Annotated in this window: 1 protein-coding gene; it reads left to right on the top strand. The window is 41.4% G+C overall.

Annotated elements, in window-relative coordinates; all coding sequences use genetic code 11:
- Positions 1–555, top strand: a 555-nt coding sequence (locus ACYVJ3_RS16645) for a cbb3-type cytochrome c oxidase subunit I (protein WP_460854196.1), incomplete at both ends; no start/stop codon positions are given.

Here is a 555-nt window from a genome sequence, read left to right as displayed (position 1 = left end):
TTGGGACTAGGATTTGTAGCTCTATTTACAATTGGAGGACTAACAGGAGTAGTACTAGCAAACGCTTCAATGGACGTAGCAATGCATGATACCTACTATGTAGTGGCCCATTTCCACTACGTACTTTCAATGGGTGCTGTGTTCTCTATCTTCGCTGGATTCTACTACTGGGCACCTAAGATCTTCGGTAAGATGTACAACGAACGACTAGCACAAATCCACTTCTGGACTCTATTCATTGGTGTAAATACTACATTCATGCCACAACACTTCCTAGGACTACCTGGAATGCCTCGACGAATTCCTGACTATCCTGATGCTTACGAAGGATGGAACTACATTAGCTCTATTGGATCAATGATTTCAGTTGTAGCTACAGTTCTATTTCTATACGTAATTTACGATATGTTAGTATCACAACCAGTTGCATCTATGAACCCCTGGGGAACACCAGGATACTTTATGAGCACACCATCATATCTAACAGAATCTTCATACAGTACATCTCTAGAATGGACAATCCCAAGTCCAACACCATACCACGCATATCTTATG

Source organism: Nocardioides montaniterrae, assembly GCF_054782655.1.
This window is presented reverse-complemented; position numbering and strand designations above follow the sequence as displayed.